This window comes from Nocardioides caeni (assembly GCF_004912195.1).
Classification (GTDB): Bacteria; Actinomycetota; Actinomycetes; order Propionibacteriales; family Nocardioidaceae; genus Nocardioides; species Nocardioides caeni.
Map to the genome: position 1 here is coordinate 677,989 of NZ_STGW01000001.1, position 20,038 is coordinate 698,026.

The window sequence follows — 20,038 nt, forward strand, 5'->3', positions numbered from 1 at the left end:
CGGCCTGACTACGGTGGAGCCATGCTCGTCGCGTTCAGCATCAGTCCCTCGGCGGCCGACGACACCGGCGGCGTCGCGGAGGCCGTCGCAGCCGCGGTCCGCGTCGTCCGCGGGTCCGGGCTGCCGAACGAGACCAACGCGATGTTCACCAACATCGAGGGGGAGTGGGACGAGGTGATGGCTGTCGTCAAGCAGGCCGTCGATGTGGTCGCGGAGGTGTCGCCCCGCGTCGGCCTGGTGCTCAAGGCCGACATCCGGCCGGGCTTCACCGGTGAGCTGACCGCGAAGGTGCAGCGGGGCGAGGAGGCCCTGGCCGAATGACCCAGCCACCGTTCCCCCCGCCCGGCTTCCCGCCCCCTCCGGGGCCGCCGCCTCCGCCGCCCTTCGGCTCGCCGGGCTTCGCACCGTCACCACCGCCGCGCCGCCGCGCCAACCCGCTGGTGGTCGTGCTGGCCGTCCTCGTCGCGCTGATCGTGGTCGGCGCCGCCGTCCTCGTGCCGCTGATCCTCACCCGCGGTGACGACGACGAGCCCTCACGCACCGACTCGTCCCGTGGCACGGGGGAGACCGACGGTGGGGACGAGTCCGGCGGCACCGACACCGGCGACCTCGAAGCGGTCGCCGAGTACGACGATCTCGCGACCGACCACCTCGACCCGGGAGAGGACCACGACTACTCGCAGTCCCCGCCGGTCGGAGGGGAGCACGCGCCCGTCTGGCTCGAGTGCGGGGTCTATGACGAGGAGCTCCCCGAGGTCAACGTGGTCCATGACCTCGAGCACGGCACCGTCTGGATCACCTACCGCGAGGACCTCGTTGACGACGCCGGCATTGACCAGCTCGGTGACCAGCTGCCGGACAACGGCATCCTGTCGCCGTACGCAGGGCAGGACGCGCCGGTGGTGATCACCGTCTGGGGGCGCCAGCTCGCGCTCGACGGCCCGGACGACTCCCGGATCCCCCTCTTCATCGAGGAGTACGGCGCCGGTGACACCGCGCCCGAGCCGTTCGCGTCCTGCCACGGCGGCCTGACCCTGGAGGACCTGGGCGACCTCGCACCGAGCGGCGGGGGAGTCAGCGCCTGATGCAGCGTTTCTCCTCGATCGTCCTCGTCGACCAGCGGGGCTGGCTCCTCCTCCAGGAGCGCGACGAGCACCCGGTGATCGACCCGGAGTGCTGGGGATTCGTGGGGGGCCACGTCGACGACGACGAGGATCCCGATGACGCCGCGGTGCGCGAGCTCGAGGAGGAGACCGGTCTCAGCCTGGCCCGTCGCGACCTGCCGCTGTGGCGCCGCTTCACGGTGGTCCACGAGGCCTACGGCACCGAGGACGAGGTGTCGCTCTACCTCGCCCCGACGCTGCTCACCGATGCCGACATCGTGGTCGGGGAGGGCCGGCAGATCGTCTTCGTCGACCCCGTGCGTGCCCACCACCTGCCGTTGACGGCGGCGGCAGCCATCATCCTTCCGGAGCTGCTGAACTCCGACCGCTACCAGGAGCTGATCCCGTGACCCGCAACCCCGTCTTCTCGGTCGTCCCCGTCCCCGGCGCCGGAGCGGAGGACGTCGTGCTCGCGACGTCCGGCCCCGACGAAGGAGCCCAGTTCACCGGCACCGAGGACGGGGCGATCCACCGGATCTCCCACGACGGCCGGCGGATCGACCGCGTCGCCCACACTGGTGGCCGGCCACTCGGCATCGAGTTCGCGCCCGACGGCCGGCTGTTGGTCTGCGACGCCAAACGCGGTCTGTTGTGGGTCGACCCCGCCAGCGGCGGCGTCGAGGTGATCACCGAGGACGTCAGCGGCACGCCGATGATGTTCTGCAACAACGGCGCCATCGGCTCCGACGGCAGCCTGTGGTGGTCGGACTCGTCGACCCGCTATGGCATCGAGAAGTGGAAGGACGACTTCGTCCAGCACACCCGCACCGGGCGCCTGCTGCGGATGGCACCCGGCGGCGCCGTGGAGACGGTGCTCGACGGCCTCGCGTTCGCCAACGGCGTGGCGCTCTCCGCTGCCGAGGACTACGTCGCGGTCGCCGAGACGGGAGCGCGCACGGTCGTCCGGCACTGGATCGACGGGCCGCGGCGGGGCACCCGCGACTTCCTCGCCACCGACCTGCCCGGCTATCCCGACAACATCGCCCGCGGCAGCGACGGCCTGATCTGGATCAGCATCGCCAGCCCGACCGACCCGGTGGTCGAGACCCTCCGGCGGGCGCCGCTGGCACTGCGCAAGGCGGTGACCAAGATCCCCGAGCCGCTGCAGCCGAAGCCAAAGCAGACGGTGCGTGCCGTCGCCTACGACGACCACGGGCATCGGGTGCACGACATCGACGTCGACCCGGCGGCGTTCGGGGCGTCGTACCACATGGTGACGGGGGTGCGGGAGCACGACGGCAAGCTCTGGATGGGCTCCCTGCACGAGCCCGCGCTGGCGTGCCTGGACCTTTCGGCGTTCGCATCGGGCAGGTCCTAGACTCGACCCCATGGCAGTCCTCGACACGATCACCGGCCCGCGGGACCTGCGGACCCTCTCCGAGGACGACCTCACCCAGCTCGCGGCCGAGATCCGCGACCTGATGATCCGCACGGTGGCCACCAACACCGGCCACCTGGGGCCCAACCTCGGCGTGGTCGAGCTGACGCTGGCGATCCACCGCACCTTCGACTCGCCGCGCGACAAGATCGTCTTCGACACCGGTCACCAGTCCTACGTCCACAAGCTCGTCACCGGCCGCGCCGGCGACTTCGGCACGTTGCGCCGTGAGGGCGGCATGAGCGGCTATCCGAGCCAGGCCGAGTCGGGCCACGACCTGGTGGAGAACTCGCACGCGTCGACGGCGCTCAGCTATGCCGACGGCATCGCGAAGGCCTTCCGCATCCGCGGCGAGGACCGCCACACGGTCGCCGTCATCGGCGACGGCGCGCTCACCGGCGGCATGGCTTGGGAGGCGCTCAACAACATCGCGATCGCCGAGGACTCCCGGCTCGTCATCGTCGTCAACGACAACGGCCGCTCCTACACCCCGACGATCGGCGGCCTCGCGACGGCGCTGACCAGCCTGCGCACCAACCCGCGCTACGAGCACGTGCTCGATGTCGTGCGCCGCCGTCTCAACGCCGTGCCGGGCGTCGGCCCCGCGGCCTACGACGCCCTGCACGCCATGAAGAAGGGCCTCAAGGACGCGCTGGCGCCGCAGGGCCTCTTCGAGGACCTCGGCCTCAAGTACGTCGGCCCGGTGGACGGCCACGACCGGGCAGCGATGGAGCACGCGCTCGGGCAGGCGAAGCGCTTCGGCGGGCCGGTCATCGTCCACGCGATCACCCGGAAGGGCTTCGGCTACGACCCGGCGCTGCGCCACGAGGCCGACCAGTTCCACGCCCCCGGCCCGTTCGACGTCCAGACGGGCGCGGAGAAGCCGAAGGGTCCGATCTGGACCGACCACTTCGCCGACCACATCGTGCAGATCGGCGCCCGCCGCCCCGACATCGTCGGGATCACCGCGGCGATGATGCACCCGGTCGGCCTCGACAAGTTCCAGACCCGCTTTCCCGAGCGCACCTTCGACGTCGGCATCGCCGAGCAGCACGCCGCGACCTCCGCGGCCGGACTGGCGATGGGCGGCCTGCACCCGGTGTTCGCCGTCTATGCGACCTTCCTCAACCGGGCCTTCGACCAGGTCCTGATGGACGTCGCACTGCACAAGTGCGGCGTGACGTTCGTGCTCGACCGCTCCGGCGTGACCGGCGACGACGGCGCCAGCCACAACGGCATGTGGGACATGTCGATCCTCCAGGTGGTGCCGGGCCTGCGCCTGGCGGCGCCGCGTGACGTGACGCGGATGAAGGAGCTCCTCGACGAGGCCGTCGAGGTCGCCGACGCGCCGACCGTGGTGCGCTTCCCGAAGGGTCCGCCGCCCGACGACATCCCGGCCGTCGGCAAGGCCGGCGGCTGCGACGTGCTGGTCCGCGACGGCGCCAAGGACGTCCTGGTCGTCGCGGTGGGCTCGATGGCGACCGTCGCGGTCGATGTCGCGGCGCGCCTGAAGGCCCAGGGTGTGGGCGTCACGGTGGTGGACCCGCGCTGGGTCAAGCCCGTGGACCCAGCGCTCGTCGACCTGGCCCGTGCCCACCGTCGCGTGGTCACGATCGAGGACAATGGCGTCGTCGGAGGCGTCGGAGCCGTGCTGCTGCAGACCCTCACCGCCGAGGGCGTCCGCACACCGGTGCGGCTCCACGGCATCCCCCAGGAGTTCCTCGACCACGCCAAGCGCGCCGCGATCCTCGAACGGATCGGTCTGACCGCGTCGACCATCGCGCTCGACGTGCTGCACGACATCACGGCCGAGTCGGCCGACCCGCGGGCGCTCCTCAATGTCGACGGGCCGCGCTGACCTCATCCGGCGAGCGGTCCTCGCGGTGGCGCTGCCGGCGTTGCTGCTGCCGCTGGCCGGCTGCTCGGACGATCGGCCGCCGCCGACGTACTCCGGCTCCGCCTACGAGGACGTCGCCGTGCTCATGCAGCGCGCGCTCAACCAGCGCGCCCGGGCGGTGACCTCCGACGACCTCAGCCGCTTCCGTCGCACCCTCGACCGCAGCGACCACGGTCTGGTCGAGGACCAGCAGACCTATTGGGACAACCTGCAGCAGCTGCCGATCGGCACCTTCCGCTATCGGGTCGACACCGAGACCATCACCCCCGTCGACGGCACCGACGACTACTGGGCCGAGGTCGTCCTCGCCCTCGAGCTCGTGGGGTACGACGCCGCGCCGGTGCGCACCCGTGACCGCTTCCGGTTCCGCGTCGATGCGTCGGGGGAGCGGATGCTCGTCGCCTCGACCACCGACTTCGACTGGGAGACCGACCACCCGGGCAATGCGCAGCCGTGGGACCTGCAGGAGATCGAGGTGGAGGAGCGGGGTGGGGTCCTCGGGATCTTCGACGACACCACGATCGGGGACGCCGACGCGGTCATCCTCGCCGCATCGAACGGACGCTACGACGTCCGCTCCGTCGTCGGCTCGGGGGACGACCCGGTGGGCGACCGCGGTGTCGTGGTCTATGCGGTGCAGGACCCGACCTTCCTGCGCGGTCTGGCGGGCCAGACGGTCGGGGACCCTGATCGTGCGGACGGGCTCACGATCGCCGTGCCGGTCGACCAGCGTGCGGCCGGACGGGGGACCGCTTCCTATCGCGTCTTCCTCAACGCCCGCATCCTCGACGAGTCGCCCGACGTGCTGGGCCGGCTGGTGCGCCACGAGCTCACCCACGCGACGCTCGGTGCACGGGGCCGCGGCGCTCCGCTGTGGCTCACCGAGGGCCTGGCGGAGTACGTCTCGGTCCGGCCGATGGCACCCGCGAAGCGCCGGCTCCCGGCCAGCGCCCTGAGCATCGGGACGACGGCGACCGACCTGCCGGGTGACGCAGAGTTCGCGAGCGCCGACGCCGAGGCCTGGTATGCCGTGTCGTGGTGGGTGTGCGAATACGTCGCCACGTCCTACGGCCCCGACGTCCTCCTGCTGCTCCTCGACCGGCTGGCTGGTGGTGCCGCGCAGGAAGGGGTGCTGGGAGAGGTGCTCGGACTGACGGGACCGCAGCTCGCCCAGCGGGGGGTCGCGCTGATGGAGACGACCTACGGCAGCTGATCCGGCACCACTAGGCTTGCCACGTGACTTCGCCGATCCGCCTCGTCCACATCGTCGACGAGGTGCCCGAGCTGGCCGAGGTCGAGCGGCTGCCCATGGTGGTGGCGCTCGACGGTTTCCTCGACGCCGGCAACGCCGGGGCGCTCGCCGCCCGTCACCTGGTCCGCACCGGCGCCTCCACGCCGGACGGCGGTGGGGTGGTCGTGGCGACCTTCGACGTCGACGAGTTCCACGACTATCGAGCACGGCGCCCACCGATGACCTTCGCGCGAGACCACTACGAGGGCTACGACGCCCCGCGGCTCGTGGTGCGGTTGCTGCACGACGCTTGCGGGGCGCCGTATCTCCTGCTCCACGGTCCGGAGCCCGACATCCGCTGGGAGGCCTTCTGCCGGGCGGTCCTCGAGGTCGTCGACCGCTTCTCCGTCAGCCTGGTCGTCTCGATGGGGTCGGTCCCGATGGCGGTGCCGCACACGCGCCCCATCGCGATCACCCACCACGCCAACAACCCGGACCTGTTGACCGGCACCAGCCCGTGGCGGGGCGAGCTGCGGGTGCCGAGCAGTGCCCAGGCGCTGCTCGAGGTGCGCCTGGGCGAGTGGGGTCGCGATGCGCAGGGCTTCGTCGCCCACGTGCCGCACTACCTCGCGCAGCTCGACTACCCGCGTGCCTCCAAGGCCCTGCTGGAGCAGGTCGAGATCGCGAGTCGGCTCACCATCGACCTCGACGACCTGGGGGTCGCCGCGGACGAGCGCGAGGAGGAGATCGCCCGCTACCTCTCGGCCAATGCGGAGGTGCAGGACGTGGTCACGGCCCTCGAGCAGCAGTACGACACCTTCGCTCGCGCGGAGGAGGAGGGACGCAGCCTCCTCGCCGAGGACGAGCCGCTGCCCACCGGCGAGGACCTGGGCCGGCAGTTCGAGCAGTTCCTCGCCGGGCTGGAGGGGCCCGACGAGGGCCAGGGAGGAAGTCCCCGATGACCGATGCGACCCGCAAGCTCGTCGACCTGCTCGACCTGGAGCACCTCGACGTCGACCTGTTCCGTGGCAAGCAGCCCGAGACGATCCGGCAGCGTGTCTATGGCGGGCAGGTCGCGGCGCAGGCGCTGATCGCCGCCGAGCGCACCGTGGACCCGGAGTTCCACGTGCACTCGCTGCACTCCTACTTCCTGCTGCCCGGCGACTACCAGGTGCCGATCATCTACGACGTGGAGCGGATCCGCGACGGGCGGTCCTTCGCGACCCGGCGCGTCGTGGCCCGCCAGCACGGCCGGGCGATCTACTACCAGACCCTCAACTTCCAGCGTCCGGAGGAGGGCTTCGAGCACCAGGACGCGATGCCGACGGTGAAGTCGCCCGAGGAGGGCTTCAACCTGCTCGAGATCATCGAGCAGCGCGGCGCCGACGCCGGCCTGGCCCAGGAGTGGGCGGCGGTCGACGTCCGGTGGCTCGGCAACTCCCGGCACGGTGGTCTGGAGCCCGACGAGGCGCGCCCCTCCCGCACCCAGTTGTGGCTGCGGATCAGTGGCGGGCTCTCCGACGACCCGATCGAGCACCTCGCGATGTTCACCTACGCCAGCGACATCAGCCTGCTGGGGTCCGCGCTGGCTGCGCACCCGACCGACCCGGGCAAGGTGCAGATGGCCTCGCTCGACCACACCATCTGGTTCCACCGGCCGTTCCGCGCCGACGAGTGGTGGCTCTATGACCAGTGGTCGCCCTCGGCGGGCGGTGGACGCGGCCTCTGCCTGGGCCGGGTCTATGCCCAGGACGGGACCCTGGTCGCCACGGTGGCGCAGGAGGGCCTGATCCGTCCGCGCGAGGACCTCGACCGTCCGCACGGATGACTCGACACCGAGGGCCGGCCACCCCGCGGTGACCGGCCCTCGACGTACGTGCGACGGGTGAGCGTCAGAGCGCCGTCGTGCGTCCCAGCAGGTGGATCGTGTCCGAGCCGGCCTTGGTGAGCGAGAACGCCTGGCCCTCGGCGGTCGGCCGGCAGCCGAACGCGACCGTGGACGGCAGGAAGGTCGGCTTGCGGAAGGACGCGTCGACCTTGACCGCGTCCGGCAGTCGGTTCTCGATGGCGGCGACGCTGCGGGCCATCGTCCAGTAGCCGTGGGCGATCTGGCGCTTGAAGCCCAGCGCCTTGGCCGTCGGCGCGGTCAGGTGGATCGGGTTGATGTCGCCGGACACCGCGCCGTACTTGCGCCCCAGGTTGGCCGGCAGCCTCCAGGTCACCGGACCGGCGGGGACCCGCTCGTAGGTGTCGGGCCACTCGGCGTCGGGGTTGCGCCGACCGCGGCTGAGGTAGGCCGAGGTCTCCTCCCAGACCAGCTCGCCGTCGATGGTCCCGGCCGTCTTGAACAGGAAGATGGTGCCGGCCGGGTGCGGGACGCCCTCGCCGACGCTCATCTCGACGGCCAGCGTCTCGCCGAAGGCGATCGGCCGGTGCTGGGAGATCGAGTTGTCGAGGTGCACCATGCCCATCGCCGGCGCCGGGAAGCTGCGGTCGGCCAGCGCCTTGAGCTGCAGCGGGAACGACAGCATGTGCGGGTAGGGCAGCGGGACGACGTCCTTGGGCTCGAAGCCGCAGACCTCGGCGAAGGGCTCGACCATCTCGCGGGTGATGGTCACCGGCGGGCGGTCGAAGACGAAGCCGTCGTAGCCGCCGACCTTGGCGATGCCGGGCAGCGAGCCGAGCACGGGGATCGCCGGCAGGGCGGCTCGGACCAGGTCGCCGACGCCGGACGTGCCGTCGAAGGTCCTCGTGGTCGCCATGTCAGGCACCCAGCATCATCTGGCCGCAGACCCGGACCACGTTGCCGTTGACGGCGGTGGACGCGGGGGAGGCATACCAGGCGATGGTCTCGGCGACGTCGACCGGCAGGCCGCCCTGCGACATGGCGTTGAGGCGCTGGCCGACCTCACGGGTGGCGAACGGCACGGCGGCGGTCAGCTGGGTGATGATGAAGCCGGGCGCGACGGCGTTGAGGGTGATGCCGTCGGACAGCTCGCTGGTCAGCGAGTCGACGAAGCCGATGACGCCCGCCTTGGACGCGGCATAGCTGGTCTGGCCGAGGTTGCCGGCGATGCCGGCGATCGACGCGACGCCGATGATGCGGCCGTTGGGGTTGACGACCTTCTGCGCGAGCAGCTCGGCGGTGATCCGCTCGGGCGCCTCGAGGTTGATCTGCAACACCTTGCCGAAGCGCTCCGGCGTCTGGTTGGCGAGCTTCTTGTCCATCGTCACGCCCGCGTTGTGCACGACGATGTCGACCCCGCCGTGCTTCTCCTTGAGGTGGTGCGCGATGCGCTGCGGCGCGTCGGCAGCCGTGATGTCGAGGGTGAGCCAGTCGCCGCCGAGCTCGTTCATCACCTTGACGAGGTCGTCGGCGGCCTGCGGGACGTCGAGACCGACGATGGTGGCGCCGTCACGGTGCAGCACCCGGGCGATCTCCTCGCCGATGCCGCGGCTCGCACCGGTCACGAAGGCGACCTTGCCGGCCAGCGGACGGCTCCAGTCCTCGACGCCGGAGGCGTTGGACTCGCCGTGGGCGCCGATCCGCACGACCTGGCCCGACACGTAGGCGGACTTGGGGCTGAGCAGGAAGCCGAGCGTCGACAGCACCGAGTCCTCGAAGCCCTCGGCGACGTAGACGAGCTGGACGGTGCCGCCCTTGCCGATCTCCTTGCCGACGCTTCGGGTGAAACCCTCGAGGGCGCGCTGCGCGACCCGCTCCGAGCCGGTGGTGAGCTCCGGCGGCGTACCGAGGACGACCACGCGGGCGCAGGTGCTGAGGCTGCGCATCAGGGGGGTGAAGAACTCCTGCAGCGCGACGAGGTCCTCGGTGCTGCTCAGGCCGGTCGCGTCGAAGACGAGGCCCTTGTACCTCTCGCCGTCGACCTGCGCGGTCGCGGAGGTGATGTCGAGGAGGTCGAGGAGACCGGTGAGGGACTCAGCGAGGCGACCCTTGCCGCCCACGAGCACGGTGCCCTGCACGAGGGGGTCGCCCGCGGTGTAGCGGTCGAGCTTCACCGGGTTGGGCAGGCCGAGGTTCTTGACGAGCAGCTTGCCGAGGGGAGAGCTCACGAAGCCCTGGTACTTGTCGGTCATGACACCATGTAACTAGATGTGTAACTCTGAGTCCACATTTCGTGATCTGGCCCTCAAGCGCTTCCGCGCGGCGGGCCTCGCTGTGAGGATGGAAACATGGCAGACAACGTTCGTCGGGCCGCCGTCATCGGTGGCAACCGCATCCCCTTCGCCCGCTCCAACGGCGCCTACGCCACCGCCTCCAACCAGGAGATGTTCACGGCCGCGCTCGACGGTCTCGTCGCGCGCTACGGCCTCGAGGGCGAGCGCATCGGCGAGGTCGCCGGCGGCGCCGTGCTCAAGCACAGCCGTGACTTCAACCTGATCCGCGAGTCGGTGCTCAGCACCCGCCTCGCGCCGGAGACCGCCGCGGTCGACCTGCAGCAGGCCTGCGGCACCGGTCTCCAGGCGATCAACTACGTCGCCAACAAGATCAAGCTCGGCCAGATCGACTCCGGCATCGGCGGCGGCGTGGACACCACCTCCGACGCCCCGATCGCGATCAGCGAGAAGCTGCGCAAGAAGCTGATCCAGCTCAACAACGCGCGCAGCACCAAGGACCGCCTCGCGATCCTCGCGACCATCCGCCCCGGCGACATCGGCCTGGCGATCCCGTCCAACGGCGAGCCGCGCACCCGCCTGTCGATGGGCGAGCACCAGGCGCTCACCGCGCTGGAGTGGCAGATCACCCGCGAGGCCCAGGACGAGCTGGCCGTCACGTCCCACCACAACCTCGCGGCGTCGTACGACGAGGGCTGGCAGGACGACCTGATCACGCCGTTCCGCGGCCTGGAGCGCGACAACAACCTGCGCGCCGACTCCTCGCTGGAGAAGCTCGCCAAGCTCAAGCCGGTCTTCGGCAAGGGCGAGGCGGCGACGATGACCGCTGCCAACTCGACCCCGCTGACCGACGGCGCCTCCGCCGTCCTGCTCGGCACCGACGAGTGGGCCGAGGCGCACGGTCTCGAGGTGCTCGCCTACTTCGTCGACTCCGAGGTCGCGGCTGTCGACTTCGTCAACGGCGCGGAGGGCCTGCTGATGGCTCCGGCCTATGCGGTCCCGCGGATGCTCGAGCGCAACGGCCTGACCCTGCAGGACTTCGACTACTACGAGATCCACGAGGCGTTCGCGTCGCAGGTGCTCTCCACCCTCGCCGCTTGGGAGAGCCCGGTCTTCTGCAAGGAGCGCCTGGGCCTGGACGCCCCGCTCGGCTCGATCGACCGCGCCAAGCTCAACGTCAAGGGCTCCTCGCTCGCCGCGGGCCACCCGTTCTCGGCGACCGGCGGCCGCATCGTCGCCAACACGGCCAAGCTGCTCAAGGCCAACGGCGGCGGTCGCGCGCTGATCTCGGTCTGCGCAGCCGGCGGCCAGGGCGTCGTCGCGATCGTGGAGCGCTGAGCGCCCCGCTGAACCACTGGAGCGGCCCGTCCGGAGAGATCCGGGCGGGCCGTTTCGTCATCGGGCGGCGACCAGTGCGAGCGCCGAGGTCACCATGTAGTCGCGCACCTGCGCCGCGGAGATCTGTCCGACGGTGGGGATGCCGGGGGCGACCTCGCTGACGAGGATGCCGAGCCGGGCCAGCTGGAGGGCACCGAGGCCGGAGGCGTAGAGGGCGTTCGCGAGCAGCACCGGGTCGTCGCTCAGCGTGAACGCGCCCTTCTCGACCCCGCCGGCCAGCGTCTCCGACAGCACGGTCAGGCACGACGTGATGCCGCGGCCGAGGCGGAAGAGCGGACCCTCGGCGATCTCGTCGAGCAGCTCGTCGCCCGGCCGGACCATCAGCGCCTGGGCGCAGTCGACGAAGGCGGGGTGGGCGACGCCGTAGTCGACGAAGGCGCCCACGATCGCGCGGAGCTGCTCGGCCGGGACCGCGCTGCTCTGCGCCGCGTCCACCATGGCGTCGTGGAGCTCCTCGAGGTAGCCGACCAGCGTCAGCGCGAAGAGCTCCTCCTTGCCGGTGAAGTGGCGGTAGACGATCGCCCGGTTGATGCCGACCGCGGAGGCGACCTCCTCGATCTGCACGTCCCGCACGCCCTTGGAGTCGAAGAGCTGTCGGGTGGCTGCGATGATCCCGGCCTCACGGGCCCGTCGACGTGCGGCCGCCGCCTTCCGGCGACCATCGGTCGCGGGTGCCCTCGTTGCCATGGGCCGAGTGTACGGCTCGTGCAACTCGGAGTTGCAACATCTCCGACGATGGGACCGGTGTCGCGGCGAGTCAGGCCAGCGCGCGCACGGTCTCGATCGTGTCGGCCTCGGCAGCGGTCTTGTCCTCGCGATAGCCCACGACCCGGGCGAAGCGGAGCGCCAGCCCGCCCGGATAGCGGGTCGAGCGCTGCAGGCCGTCGAAGGCGATCTCGACGACCTGCTCCGGACGCACGGTCACGACCCAGCCGTCGTCAGCGACCTCGAGCTCGCGGAAGCGCTCGGTCTGCCAGGTCAGCATCGCGTCGGTCATGCCCTTGAACGTCTTGCCCAACATCGTGAAGCCGGTGGGGGAGTCGGGGTCGCGGGCGCCCAGGTGGATGTTGGAGAGCCAGCCGCGTCGGCGCCCCGAGCCGTGCTCGACGGCGAGCACCACGAGGTCGAGGGTGTGGACGGGCTTCACCTTCACCCACGACGAGCCGCGGCGGCCCGCCTCGTAAAGTGCTTCGGGATCCTTGACGACCACGCCCTCGTGGCCGGCGGCGAGGACCTCTCGGGCGAAGGAGTCGGCGGCCGCGGCATCGGTGCCGTGCCAGCGTCGGACCCGGTGCTCGGCCGCGACCAGCGCCTCGAGGGCCGACCAGCGCTCGTAGGCGGGCCGGTCGAGGAGGTCGGTGCCATCGAGGTGCAGCAGGTCGAAGAAGTACGGCGTCACGTGCCCCGCCTGCGCATCGGCTCCGACGGCGCCCGACGCGGTGCGCGCCGCGGTCTCCTGGAAGGCCCGGGGGCGGCCGTCGTCGGCCAGCCACATCGCCTCGCCGTCGAGGACGAGCCGCTCCGCCGGCAGCGCCCGGACGATCTCCACGACCTCGGGCAGCCGGTCGGTGATCACGTCGAGGCTCCGGGTGGCGATCACGACCTCGTCACCCGCGCGGTGCACCTGGATCCGGATCCCGTCGAGCTTCGCGTCGACGGCGAACTGCCCGCCGTCGCCGGCGGCCCTGGCCACCTTCAGCACGGCGCTCGCGACGTCGGGCGCCGAGGAGGCCAGCATCGGGAGGACCGGCCGGCCGACGCTCAGGCCGATCGCCGCCAGTGCGTCCGCGCCGGCGAATGCGCTCTCCGCGATCGGCGCCGCGCCGCCGGCCAGCATCGCGGCCCGGCGCACGGCAGTGAGCGGGACGTCCGCGGCGCGGGCCAGGGCATCGGTGACGACCGAGTCGAGGGCGCCCTGTCGGACTGCTCCGGTGGCGACAGCGCGCAGCCAGGCCTGCTCGTCGGCGGTGGCCCGGGCAAAGAGGGCAGCGACGGCGGTGCCGCGCGCCGTGGCCGAGCCCGGACCCGACAGCCCGGCCATGGCCTCGAAGGCCGCGTCCACGGTCAGCAGGTCGAGGGCGGGCTCGGTCGCCGGCGGGGGCAGGTCGACGAGGGTGCGCCAGCCCACGCCCGTGCGTCGTTGCCGGAGCCGGCCGCTCAGCAGGAGCACGGCGAGCGCCCGCTCGTCTGGTGACGCCTGGCGCAGCAGGTCGGCGATCAGACCGATCTTGGCCGTGCGCGATCGGGTCGCCGCCACGGCCCCGGAGCAGGCGACCAGCTCTCGCAGCAGCATGGCCGGCCTCCCGTCGTACGCCAGGTTCAGTGTGTCGACTCGAGCGCCGCCGCGGTCACGGCACCGTCGATCACCTGCGTGTAGACGGCGTCGAGGTCGACGTCGACCTTGGTCCCCGACAGATCGCCGAAGTAGCCGGCGACCTCGAGCGACACGAACCCGTGCAGCGAGGCGAAGAGGGCCATCGCCGTCTGGAGCATGCGCTCCTCGGGGAGCCCGGCGGACCGGATCATCACGGCCAGCGCCTCGATCGCCTCGAGCGCCGAGGCATAGAAGCCCTCCCGGTCGATCGGTGGCCGGGTGAGCGCGGCATAGCGGTGGGGGTGGGAGCGAGCGAAGGCGCGCAGGGTGTTGCTGAGGGCGCGCAGACCCTCGGTGCCGGAGTGACCCATCGCGGCGCTGCGCACGTGGTCGCCGAGCATGCGCATCGCGCGGATCTGGATCAGCGCCCGCAGGTCCTCCAGGTTGGCGACGTGGTTGTAGAGCGAGGAGACCCGGGCCTCGAGCTCGGCGGCGAGCGACGTCATGGTGAGGGCGTCGTAGCCCTCGCGGTCGACCAGGGCCTCGGCCGCCTGGAGCACGGCCTCCTGGTCGAGCCGCCCGCGGCGGCCGCGGATGGTGTCGCTGGTCAACGTGCCCCCCGGAGCATGAGGAAGTGAAACGGATTCGTCCATTCATGAGAGAGCCTAGTCCGAGCGCGCCCCGGCCGCATCGAAGTCGTCCACGTGGCGTGCCGCTCCGTCCGACGCTGGCTACAGTGCTGCGGTGACGGAGCCGGTGACGCAGCGGACGTGGCGGCCCGGCCGTCCGGTGTCCGTCGCGGCGCTCCTTCGCCAGCACCGACGCGGCGCGGGCGATCCCACCCACCGCCTCGCCGAGGCCGGCGGGCACTGGCGTGCCAGCCGTACGCCGGAGGGCGCGGCCGCGGTGCGCATCGAGGATCAGCGCCCCGACGGTGTCATCCGGGCCAGCGCGTGGGGGCCGGGCGCGGAGTGGGCCCTCGATCGTCTGCCCGGACTGCTGGGTGAGCACGACGACTGGACCGGCTTCGACGCCCGTCACCCCGTGCTCGTCGAGACCCGTCGGCGACACCCCCACGCTCGGAGGGGTCGCACCGGTCTGGTGCTGGAGGCGCTGGTGCCGGCGATCATCGAGCAGAGGGTCACCGGTCAGGAGGCCTTCGCGGGCTTCCGTGCGCTCGTCCGGCGCTTCGGCGAGCCGGCTCCCGGGCCGGGCGCCGACCTGGGACTACGTCTGCAGCCCACGCCGGCCGTGCTCGCCCGCATCCCCTCCTGGGACTGGCTGGAGCTCCACGTCGACCCGGCGCGCTCGCGCCCGCTCGTGGCCGCGGCGTCGCGGGCGGAGGCGTTCGAGCGCACTGCCGCGCTATCGGGGGAGGAGGCCGAGCGCGCGTGGCGCAGCCTGCCCGGCATCGGGGTCTGGACCTCGGCCGAGGTGCGCCAGCGAGCGCTCGGCGACCCGGACGCCGTCTCGTTCGGCGACTACCACGTGGCCAAGGACGTCGGCTGGGCGCTGACCGGCCGGCCGTTCGACGACCGGGAGTTGGCGTCGTACCTCGAGCCGTGGCGGGGTCATCGCGGCCGCGTGACCTTCCTCGTCGGACTGTCCGGGCTGCGTCGCGAACGGCGTGGACCGCGGATGTCTCCACGTGGTCATCTACTGACCCGTAACCACCAGCCGTGATATCTGTTACACCGAGCAACAGACACGAGGTCGAGAGGCGAAACGGGTGCTCCCAACTGAGGCGGTGCTGCCATGAGTGCGGTCTTTGCTGGCGGTCGTTCCGTCGTCGACAACCTAACCGGGCGGTTCAAGGCCGGCGTCGTCACGACCGGTGAACTGGTCAAGCTGGCTGTCGAGTCGATCCAGTGGGGATTCTCCGACATCCTCGCGCGACGATTCTCGTGGTCGGAGTTCCTGCTCCAGTGCTGGTTCATGACCCGGGTGTCGCTGCTCCCCACGATCCTGGTGTCGATCCCGTTCGGCGTCATCACCTCGGTCCAGATCGGCGCCGCGGCCAACCAGATCGGTGCGCAGTCGTTCATCGGCGCGGTCAACGGCATCGGCGTGCTGCGTCAGGGGGCGCCGCTGGTGACCTCGCTGATGATCGCCGGCGCGGTCGGCTCGGCGATCTGCTCCGACCTCGGCGCGCGCACGGTCCGCGAGGAGATCGACGCGCTCAAGGTCATGGGCATCTCACCCATCCAGCGTCTGGTCGCGCCCCGCATCCTCGCGGCGCTGCTGGTCTCGGTCCTGCTGACGGTCATCGTCGCGATGACCGCCATGACGACAGCGTTCGCGATCGTCGTCGGCGGCGGCCAGATCTCGTCGGGCACCTATCTCGACTCGTTCGTCGGCCTCGCCCAACCAGCTGACCTGATCCTCGCCGAGGTGAAGGCCTTCATCTTCGGATTCGTCGCGACCATCGTCGCGGCGCACAAGGGCCTCAGCGCGCGCGGCGGACCGAAGGGCGTCGCCGACGCCGTCAACCAGGCAGTGGTCCTCAGCGTGATCCTGCTCGCCGTCATCAACGTGGGACTCACCCAGGCCTACGTGATGCTGTTCCCCGGAGGTGCCTGATGTCCGAGGTCCAACTCGGCCGCGGGATCGGCGCCCGCTTCTCCGACGCCATCGTCGGCGTCACCGACTCGGTCATGAACCAGCTGGCGACGCTGGGCTCGTTCGTGACCTTCGCCTGGAACGTCTTCCGCAACATCCCGTCGACGGTCGCGCTCTATCCCCGCGAAGTGCTCCGGCAGATCAAGGACATCGCCTGGGGCAGCGGCGCACTCCTCGTCGGCGGCGGCACCGTCGGCGTCATGGTGCTGCTCTCCGTCGCCGCAGGCACGTCGATCGGCATCGAGGGGTTCAACGGCCTCGAGATCGTCGGTCTGGCGCCGCTGACCGGCTTCATCTCCGCCAGCGTCAACACCCGGGAGCTGGCACCGCTCATCGCCGCTCTGGCGCTCGGCGCCCAGGTCGGCTGCCGGTTCACGGCGCAGATCGGATCGATGAAGATCCACGAGGAGATCGACGCCATCGAGGTGATGGCGGTGAGCGCGATGCGCTATGTCGTCACCACCCGCGTCATCGCCTGCATGGTCGCGATCCTGCCGCTCTATCTCATCGGCCTGATCGGCAGTTACGTCGCCTCCGAGGCGTCGGTCGTCTTCCTGTTCGGGCAGTCGCCGGGACAGTACGACCACTACTTCTCCACCCTGATCCAGGGGCGCGACATCATCTTCTCGATCATCAAGATCCTGATCTTCTCGCTCACCGTCGCCCTCATCCACTGCTGGTACGGCATGCGGGTCGGTGGCGGACCGCAGGCGGTCGGCGAGGCGACCGGCACCGGCATCCGGGCCAGCATCGTCTCGGTCGTCGTGCTCGACATGGTCCTGACGCTCGTCTTCTGGGGCGGCGACCCCGGCTTCCGGATCTCGGGGTGAGGTGAGGACATGGCACGCGAAGTCTCTCGACAGCAACTGGCCCGCCGCGGCCTGATCGCCCTCGTGGCGCTGGCCGTCATCGGCACCTTCATCACCCTGCGCAGCAACGGGACCTTCGGGTCCAAGCCGCACGTCACCGCCGAGGTGGCCAATGCGGGGGGCGCCCTGCGCTCGGGCTCCGACGTCAAGATGAACGGCGTCATCGTCGGCAAGGTGAGCTCGATCGACCGGTCCGACGACGGACGCGGCGTCGTCGTCGACCTCGAGATGTCGCCCGACGACCTCAAGGAGGTCCCCGGCAACGTCGTCGCCCGGATCCTGCCGGCGACCGTCTTCGGGACGACCTACGTCGACCTGGTGGTGCACGGTGACGGCGCCGGCGAGCTCCGCGCCGGCGACGTCGTCCCCGCGGACGAGAGCCAGGGCACGCTCGAGCTCCAGCAGGCGCTCGACGACATCGACCGTCTCGTGAAGGCGCTCGGACCGGCCCAGCTGGCCTCGGCGATCGGGTCGGCGGCGGAGGCGCTCAGCGGCCGTGGTGACCAGATCGGGACCACGGTGCGCAGCCTCAACTCCTACCTCGACCGGCTGAACCCGCGGATGCCGCAGGTGCGTTCGGACCTGCAGGCGTTCGCGCGCACCACCCAGCTGCTCGACGAGATCGCCCCGGACCTGCTGGACGCGACCGACGATGCCCTGGTCACGCTCAACACGATCGTGAAGCAGCAGGCCTCGCTCACCGCGCTCATCACCGGCGGCACGCGTCTGGCCCGTACGTCGTCGGCCTTCCTGGCGAGCAACCAGCAGGACCTCATCGACTTCATCAACGGTTCCGGTTCCCTGCTGGACGCCGTCTACGACAATCGCAAGGCCGGCATCACCGACGCCATCGCGATCAACCTGGCGCTGGGCAATCGACTGCCCAGCGTCATCCGAGAGGGATTCGTGAAGACCGAAGGCGTGCTGCGTCTGTCGGCGCCGGACTACTACCAGCCGACCCAGCGTCCTCGCTACCGCACCGGCAGCGTCGACGAGGCCGGTTTCGGCGCCATCGCCGGGGGTGGCCGATGACCGGGCTGCGGACGATCGCGATCAAGTTCTCTGCCTTCGCTGCCGTCAGTGGGCTGCTGCTCCTGCTGCTGACCAACACGATGAACAACGGTGTCAGCGGTGACACCCGGGAGTTCCAGGCCGAGTTCACCGACGTCAGCGGACTGCGCGTCGGTGACGACATCAAGGCGGCCGGTGTGCGGGTGGGCCAGGTGACCTCCATCGAGGTCTCCGGCGACAACGCGACCATCGCCTTCGAGCTCGTCGAGGAGCAGCCTCTCCTCGACGACACCACGATGGTCATGCGCTACCAGAACCTCCTCGGTCAGCGCTATCTGGCGCTGGTGCAGGGCGAGGACCGCGGTGAGGAGCTCGACGAGGGCGCGACGATGCCGGTCACCCAGACAGACCCCGGCTTCGACCTCACGGCCCTCCTCAACGGCTTCCGTCCCCTGTTCCGGGTCCTGGAGCCGGGCGACGTCAACACGCTCGCCACCTCCTTGGTGAAGGTGCTGCAGGGCGAGAGCGGCACCGTCGAGCAGCTGCTCGGTCAGACCGCGGAGCTCAGCAACTTCCTCGCCGACCGCGACGAGGTCGTCGGGCAGGTGATGACCAACCTCCAGCCGGTGCTCGAGAACCTGGCCGGCCAGGACGACCAGATCACGACCGCCGTCCAGGAGCTGCGTGCACTGATGACGGGCCTCGCCCGCGACCGACAGTCGATCGGCGCGTCCATCGACGGCGTCAGCCGACTCGTGGGGGCCACGAGCTCGCTGCTGCGGGAGGTCAAGGTGCCGCTCACCCGGGCGACCGACCGTCTCGTGACCGTCGCCGACATGCTGGATCGCTCACGGGGTCGGCTGTCCGAGGCGATCCCCGCCTTCTCGACCATCTTCGAGTCACTCGGGCGGGCGTCGTCGTACGAGAACGCGCTCAACATCTACGTGTGCTCGTTGGCGATCTCCGTCGGCTCGACCGGCGGCGGCATCAACCCCGCAGGCAACAACGGACCCTGGTCGGCGGTGTGCAAGTGAAGCCCATGAACGAGCGCGACCCACTGCGGGTCGGCATGATCACCCTCGCGATCCTCGGCCTCATCGCGGGCTTCGTGGTGTGGCTCAGCTTCGCCACCTTCGGCACGAAGGAATACACGGCGGTGCTCGAGCACACCGCGGGCCTGCGCACCAGCGAGGACGTCGAGGTGCACGGAGTCATCTCCGGCAAGGTGACCGGGATCGAACTGAAGGACGACATCGTGCTCGTGACCTTCGTGCTCGACTCCGACATCGATCTGGGGGAGCGCACGACGGCCACGGTGAAGGTGTCCACCCTGCTCGGCACCCACTACCTGGAGGTGGACCCGGGCGGTTCGGGCGCTCTCGCGGGCGACCAGATCCCGCTCGAGCGCACCTCGGTGCCCTACAACCTCCAGGACGTCATCGAGTCGGGCACCGAAGCCCTCGACGAGCTCGACCCCGAGCTCCTCGCGGAGGCGCTCACCGCGATGGCCGGCACCCTCGGGGCCAGCCAGGAGGAGATCGGTCCCGCGCTCGAGGGCGTGGCCCGGCTCTCCGAGGTCGTCGCGAGCCGGTCCGACCAGGTCGGCGACCTGCTGGCCGCGACCCGCGAGGTCACCGACCAGCTGTCCGAGAGCAGCAACGACATCGTCGGCCTGATGAAGCAGACCAACCTCGTCGTCTCCGAGATCACGGCCCGCAGGCAGGCGATCCACCGCCTGCTGGTCGAGACGACGGAGCTGTCGACCGCGCTCACGGCGGTGGTCGACTCCACGAAGGGCAAGCTGAAGCCGGCGCTGGCCGACATCAACGCGGTGCTCAAGACCCTCAACGCGCAGGACAAGCAGCTCACCAACCTGCTCGAGGTCATGGGTCCGTCCCTGCGCTATCTGGCCAACGCGACAGGAAGCGGGCCGTTCGTGCCGCTCTACGCCTACCCGCCGGCGTTGAAGGCCGACGACATCAACTGCAAGCTCGAGGGGACGTGCGTGCGATGAGGGCCCG

The 20,038-nt window shown here is 70.8% G+C and carries 20 protein-coding genes; 15 read left to right on the forward strand and 5 right to left on the reverse strand.

Going from position 1 to position 20,038, the window contains the following annotated elements; genetic code table 11:
• Positions 1-21 precede the first annotated feature (21 nt).
• Genes E9934_RS03275 through E9934_RS03310 form a run of 8 tightly spaced genes read left to right on the forward strand, consistent with a single transcriptional unit; the run spans position 22 to position 7,497 of the window.
• Positions 22-321 carry a thiamine-binding protein gene (locus E9934_RS03275; protein ID WP_136561355.1) on the forward strand — a complete coding sequence of 100 codons (300 nt, stop codon included), beginning with the start codon at positions 22-24 and terminating at the stop codon, positions 319-321.
• A complete protein-coding gene (locus tag E9934_RS03280) occupies positions 318-1,085 on the forward strand; it encodes a DUF3105 domain-containing protein (protein ID WP_136561356.1) in 768 nt (255 codons plus the stop codon). Before E9934_RS03275 ends, E9934_RS03280 begins: the two co-directional genes overlap by 4 nt.
• On the forward strand, positions 1,085-1,513 hold the full coding sequence (locus E9934_RS03285; RefSeq protein WP_136561357.1) for an NUDIX domain-containing protein: 429 nt from the start codon (positions 1,085-1,087) through the stop codon (positions 1,511-1,513). The genes E9934_RS03280 and E9934_RS03285 overlap by 1 nt, the downstream gene beginning before the upstream one ends.
• Positions 1,510-2,481: an SMP-30/gluconolactonase/LRE family protein gene (locus E9934_RS03290; protein WP_136561358.1), complete on the forward strand. Its 972-nt coding sequence runs from the start codon at positions 1,510-1,512 to the stop codon at positions 2,479-2,481. Before E9934_RS03285 ends, E9934_RS03290 begins: the two co-directional genes overlap by 4 nt.
• Before the next feature lie 10 nt (positions 2,482-2,491).
• A complete protein-coding gene (gene dxs, locus E9934_RS03295; RefSeq protein WP_136561359.1) occupies positions 2,492-4,399 on the forward strand; it encodes a 1-deoxy-D-xylulose-5-phosphate synthase in 1,908 nt (635 codons plus the stop codon).
• Positions 4,380-5,651 carry a gluzincin family metallopeptidase gene (locus E9934_RS03300; protein ID WP_136561360.1) on the forward strand — a complete coding sequence of 424 codons (1,272 nt, stop codon included), beginning with the start codon at positions 4,380-4,382 and terminating at the stop codon, positions 5,649-5,651. The genes dxs and E9934_RS03300 overlap by 20 nt, the downstream gene beginning before the upstream one ends.
• 23 nt (positions 5,652-5,674) lie before the next feature.
• Positions 5,675-6,631, forward strand: a complete 957-nt coding sequence (locus E9934_RS03305) for a PAC2 family protein (RefSeq protein ID WP_238694727.1) — start codon at positions 5,675-5,677, stop codon at positions 6,629-6,631.
• Positions 6,628-7,497 carry an acyl-CoA thioesterase gene (locus tag E9934_RS03310; protein WP_136561361.1) on the forward strand — a complete coding sequence of 290 codons (870 nt, stop codon included), beginning with the start codon at positions 6,628-6,630 and terminating at the stop codon, positions 7,495-7,497. Before E9934_RS03305 ends, E9934_RS03310 begins: the two co-directional genes overlap by 4 nt.
• Positions 7,498-7,561: 64 nt before the next feature.
• Here E9934_RS03310 and E9934_RS03315 read toward each other — a convergent pair whose 3' ends face one another.
• Positions 7,562-8,431, reverse strand: coding sequence for a MaoC/PaaZ C-terminal domain-containing protein (locus E9934_RS03315; protein ID WP_136561362.1), 870 nt, complete (start codon positions 8,429-8,431; stop codon positions 7,562-7,564).
• 1 nt (position 8,432) lies between these two features.
• The gene (locus E9934_RS03320) at positions 8,433-9,767 is read right to left on the reverse strand and encodes a 3-oxoacyl-ACP reductase (protein ID WP_136561363.1); all 1,335 of its coding nucleotides are present in this window, start codon (positions 9,765-9,767) and stop codon (positions 8,433-8,435) included.
• 96 nt (positions 9,768-9,863) lie between these two features.
• Here E9934_RS03320 and E9934_RS03325 point away from each other — a divergent pair, with 96 nt between their 5' ends.
• A complete protein-coding gene (locus tag E9934_RS03325; RefSeq protein WP_136561364.1) occupies positions 9,864-11,144 on the forward strand; it encodes an acetyl-CoA C-acetyltransferase in 1,281 nt (426 codons plus the stop codon).
• Positions 11,145-11,201: 57 nt separating this feature from the next.
• Here E9934_RS03325 and E9934_RS03330 read toward each other — a convergent pair whose 3' ends face one another.
• The 3 genes from E9934_RS03330 to E9934_RS03340 all read right to left on the reverse strand — a co-directional run bounded on the left by E9934_RS03330 (position 11,202) and on the right by E9934_RS03340 (position 14,129).
• Positions 11,202-11,891, reverse strand: coding sequence for a TetR/AcrR family transcriptional regulator (locus E9934_RS03330; RefSeq protein ID WP_136561365.1), 690 nt, complete (start codon positions 11,889-11,891; stop codon positions 11,202-11,204).
• A 70-nt stretch (positions 11,892-11,961) separates the two neighbouring features.
• A complete protein-coding gene (locus E9934_RS03335) occupies positions 11,962-13,497 on the reverse strand; it encodes an ATP-dependent DNA ligase (protein WP_136561366.1) in 1,536 nt (511 codons plus the stop codon).
• Between the two features lie 26 nt (positions 13,498-13,523).
• A complete protein-coding gene (locus E9934_RS03340; protein WP_158294912.1) occupies positions 13,524-14,129 on the reverse strand; it encodes a TetR/AcrR family transcriptional regulator in 606 nt (201 codons plus the stop codon).
• Between the two features lie 133 nt (positions 14,130-14,262).
• On the opposite strand from E9934_RS03340, the gene E9934_RS03345 reads away from it, so the two are divergent.
• The 6 genes from E9934_RS03345 (at position 14,263) to E9934_RS03370 (ending at position 20,031) form a co-directional block, all read left to right on the forward strand.
• Positions 14,263-15,201 carry a DNA-3-methyladenine glycosylase family protein gene (locus E9934_RS03345; protein ID WP_136561368.1) on the forward strand — a complete coding sequence of 313 codons (939 nt, stop codon included), beginning with the start codon at positions 14,263-14,265 and terminating at the stop codon, positions 15,199-15,201.
• A 72-nt stretch (positions 15,202-15,273) separates the two neighbouring features.
• Positions 15,274-16,098, forward strand: coding sequence for an MlaE family ABC transporter permease (locus tag E9934_RS03350; protein ID WP_136561369.1), 825 nt, complete (start codon positions 15,274-15,276; stop codon positions 16,096-16,098).
• Entirely contained in the window at positions 16,098-16,967 is an 870-nt protein-coding gene (locus E9934_RS03355) for an MlaE family ABC transporter permease (protein ID WP_238694728.1), read from the forward strand. The genes E9934_RS03350 and E9934_RS03355 overlap by 1 nt, the downstream gene beginning before the upstream one ends.
• Positions 16,968-16,976: 9 nt before the next feature.
• Positions 16,977-18,038 carry an MCE family protein gene (locus E9934_RS03360; protein WP_136561370.1) on the forward strand — a complete coding sequence of 354 codons (1,062 nt, stop codon included), beginning with the start codon at positions 16,977-16,979 and terminating at the stop codon, positions 18,036-18,038.
• Positions 18,035-19,051, forward strand: coding sequence for an MCE family protein (locus E9934_RS03365; RefSeq protein ID WP_136561371.1), 1,017 nt, complete (start codon positions 18,035-18,037; stop codon positions 19,049-19,051). The genes E9934_RS03360 and E9934_RS03365 overlap by 4 nt, the downstream gene beginning before the upstream one ends.
• 5 nt (positions 19,052-19,056) lie before the next feature.
• Positions 19,057-20,031 carry an MCE family protein gene (locus tag E9934_RS03370; RefSeq protein WP_136561372.1) on the forward strand — a complete coding sequence of 325 codons (975 nt, stop codon included), beginning with the start codon at positions 19,057-19,059 and terminating at the stop codon, positions 20,029-20,031.
• The last annotated feature ends 7 nt before the right edge of the window (positions 20,032-20,038 follow it).